This is a genomic window from Candidatus Dadabacteria bacterium (assembly GCA_026708565.1).
In the GTDB taxonomy this organism is placed as follows: domain Bacteria; phylum Desulfobacterota_D; class UBA1144; order Nemesobacterales; family Mycalebacteriaceae; genus Mycalebacterium.
The window spans coordinates 1-3,350 of record JAPOUR010000020.1 but is presented as its reverse complement, the minus strand read 5'-3'; the positions used below and the strand labels follow the sequence as shown (position 1 = coordinate 3,350).

The window sequence follows — 3,350 nt, the reverse complement described above, 5'->3', positions numbered from 1 at the left end:
GCGAAGCCGCCGTTTCTCTGGGTTCGGAGATAATGGAATACCGCGCCAATGTGGGCCTACGTTTCGGGTTTTGATTTAACGACAGGGGAGACGGCGGGGGGAAACCTCCCCGTCATTCCTGCTTAAGCGGGAGTCCGGAGCGGGATTGCGGGAGAAGTGAAATGGAACACCTCGTCTCCCCGTCCCCTCCGGATTCCCGTTTATAAAGTTTTTTCAGCCGCCCCTTTTCTTGACAAACCCCCCCGCGCCTGATAAAAGTAGCGTTCCGCCTTTCGGGAGGCGGGGGAATTTTGACGAAATGCCAAGCGTAAACCAACTTATACGGAAGGGCAGAAAGCGGACTTTTTCAAAGACCAGTTCGCCCGCTCTTCAGAGCAATCCTCAGAAAAGAGGGGTGTGCGTCCGGGTTTACACCACCACGCCCAAAAAACCCAACTCGGCAATGAGGAAAGTCGCCCGTGTGCGGCTTACCAACGGGGTTGAGGTTACCGCCTACATTCCCGGCGAAGGACACGCCCTTCAAGAGCATTCGGTTGTTCTCGTCAGAGGCGGCAGAGTGAAAGACCTTCCCGGCGTCCGCTACCACATTGTTCGGGGGTCGCTTGATTCAACCGGCGTTGAAAACAGACGGCGGGGACGCTCCAAATACGGAAGCAAAAAACCCAAGTAAGACCAGGTGAGATAAGGGAAAATGTCCAGAAAAACTTCATCCACAAGCCACAGGTTTGACCCCGACCCGCATTTCGGGGACGTATTCGTGGCAAAGTTTATCAACTCGCTGATGGTCGGCGGCAAGAAGAGCAAGGCGGAAAGGATTTTTTACGACACTCTTGACCTTATTGCCAAAAAGTCCGGAAACAAAGAGCCCGTCAAGGTCTTCTTTGAGGCGATGGAAAATGTGAAGCCCGCCCTTGAGGTGCGCTCGCGGCGGGTCGGCGGCGCAACCTATCAGGTCCCGATGGAAGTTAAGCCCGTCCGCAAAAACTATCTCGCAATCAGATGGCTGCTGGACTCCGCCCGCAAAAGACCCGAACCGGGTGTGCGGGAGAAACTCGCCATGGAAATAATTGACGCTTCACAAAGCCGGGGAAGCGCAATCAAGAAGAAAGAAGACACTCACAAAATGGCGGAAGCCAACAGGGCTTTCGCCCATTACAGGTGGTAAGGGGGGGACTATGGCGGAAGAGATGAAAGTCCCCATGGACAGGGTGCGGAATATAGGGATTGTCGCGCACATAGACGCGGGCAAAACCACCACCACCGAGCGCATCCTTTTTTATACCGGGCTGACATACAAGATTGGCGAGGTTCACGAAGGCACCGCCACGATGGACTGGATGGAGCAGGAGCGCGAGCGCGGAATTACCATAACCTCGGCGACAACCACCTGTTTCTGGAACGACCACAGAATCAACATTGTTGACACGCCCGGGCATGTTGACTTCACCATAGAGGTTGAGCGCTCGCTCAAGGTTCTTGACGGCGCGGTGGTTGTTTTTGACTGCGTGGGCGGCGTTGAGCCGCAGACTGAAACCGTCTGGAGGCAGGCGGACCGCTACGGCGTTCCGAGAATATGTTTTGTAAACAAAATGGACAGGATAGGCGCGGACTTTTTCAAGGTGGTAAAGCAGATAGAAGACCGCCTCGGCGCGCGCCCCGTTTATATGCACATCCCGTGGTTTGAGGGCGAGGAGTTCAGGGGAATTATAGACCTTGTCGCGGGCAATCTGGTTGTGTGGGACGGCGAGTCTCTGGGCGCGAAGTTTGAGGCGAGAGACATTCCCCCCGAATCGCAGGAGGAATTCACCGCAGGGCGCAAACTGCTGATTGAGGCGCTCGCCGATTTTGACGATTTGATAATGGAAAAGTATCTGAATGACGAAGAGGTAAGCGTTGATATTATAAAGAGCGCCGTAAGGGAGCAGGCGGCCGCGCTTAATATCATTCCCGTGTTTTGCGGCTCGGCATTCAAAAACAAGGGCGTTCAGCTTCTTCTTGACGCCGTTGTTGACTACCTTCCCTCTCCCGTTGACGTGCCGCCGGTTGCCGGACACAAAGAGGACGGTTCGGAAGACACAAGACCCGCAGACCCGGACGCGCCTTTTTCAGGGCTTGCCTTCAAAATTATGAACGACCCGTTTGTGGGGCAGCTCACATACATAAGGGTTTACTCCGGCAGACTTGTTTCGGGAACAACCGTTTTGAACTCAACCAAGGACAAAAAAGAGAAGATAGGGCGTCTTGTCAGAATGCACGCCAACAAGAGGGAAGAGATAAAGGAAATCGGGGCGGGCGGAATTGCCGCCGCAGTGGGGCTGAAAACCGCCATCACCGGCGACACGCTTTGCGACCAGGGCAACCCCATCATCCTTGAGAGTTTGAACATATCGGACCCCGTTATATCAATCGCCATAGAGCCGAAGTCCAAACAGGATCAGGAAAAATTGGGCGTGTCTCTTTCGCGGCTCACTCTTGAAGACCCGTCTTTCCGCGTGAAAAGCGATGAGGAGACCGGGCAGACCGTCATATCGGGAATGGGGGAACTTCATCTTGATGTTATTGTTGACCGGCTGTCAAGGGAGTTCGGCGTGGACGCCAGCGTGGGCAAGCCGCAGGTCGCCTACCGCGAAACCATCAGGGGCAATTCCGATGTTGAAGCGAAATTCATCCGGCAGACGGGCGGGCGCGGGCAGTACGGCCATGTGAAAATACAGGTTGAACCGCTTGAGAGGGGAGAGGGCTTTGAGTTTGTTGACCGGATAAAAGGCGGGGTGATTCCGAGGGAATACGTGCCTGCGGTGGAAAAGGGGATAAAAGAGGTTATGGAGACCGGCGTGGTGTCCGGCTATCCGGTTGTTGATGTGCGTGTTACCCTTTATGACGGCTCTTTTCACGAGGTTGACTCATCGGAGATTGCTTTCAAGATAGCGGGCTCAATGGCGTTTAAGGACGGTTTTACAAAGGCGTCTCCCGTAATTCTTGAGCCGGTGATGAGTCTTGAGGTTGTCGCGCCCGAAGATTTTACCGGCAACGTGATAGGGGATTTGAACTCAAGAAGGGGAAGGATAGTAAGCACCGAAATGCGCGGGAATATGCAAGCCGTAAAATCGGATGTTCCCCTCGGCGAAGTGTTCGGATATGCTACAACCCTGAGGTCAATGACCGAGGGAAGGGGTTCCTTCACAATGGAGTTTGCGCGCTATGAGGCGCTTCCGCCCGCCATAGCGGAAGAACTCAAGCAGGTGGCGGACTCCCGGCAGGGTTGATGATGACAATAAAAGCGATTTTCGCGACAAAAGGAGGGATAAAAGATGTCCAAAGCGAAATTTGAGAGAGGCAAGCCGCACCTT

3 protein-coding genes are annotated in these 3,350 nt (G+C 54.3%); all 3 read left to right on the top strand.

The annotated features are described in order from the left end of the window. Window positions 1-298 precede the first annotated feature (298 nt). Genes rpsL through fusA form a run of 3 tightly spaced genes read left to right on the top strand, consistent with a single transcriptional unit; the run spans window position 299 to window position 3,266 of the window. Complete coding sequence (gene rpsL, locus OXF42_03025) at window positions 299-670, top strand: 30S ribosomal protein S12 (GenBank protein MCY4047066.1); 372 nt, start codon at window positions 299-301, stop codon at window positions 668-670. Window positions 671-691: 21 nt separating this feature from the next. After that, on the top strand, window positions 692-1,165 hold the full coding sequence (gene rpsG, locus OXF42_03020) for a 30S ribosomal protein S7 (protein ID MCY4047065.1): 474 nt from the start codon (window positions 692-694) through the stop codon (window positions 1,163-1,165). A 22-nt stretch (window positions 1,166-1,187) separates the two neighbouring features. Further along, a complete protein-coding gene (fusA, locus tag OXF42_03015) occupies window positions 1,188-3,266 on the top strand; it encodes an elongation factor G (GenBank protein ID MCY4047064.1) in 2,079 nt (692 codons plus the stop codon). Window positions 3,267-3,350 lie beyond the last annotated feature (84 nt).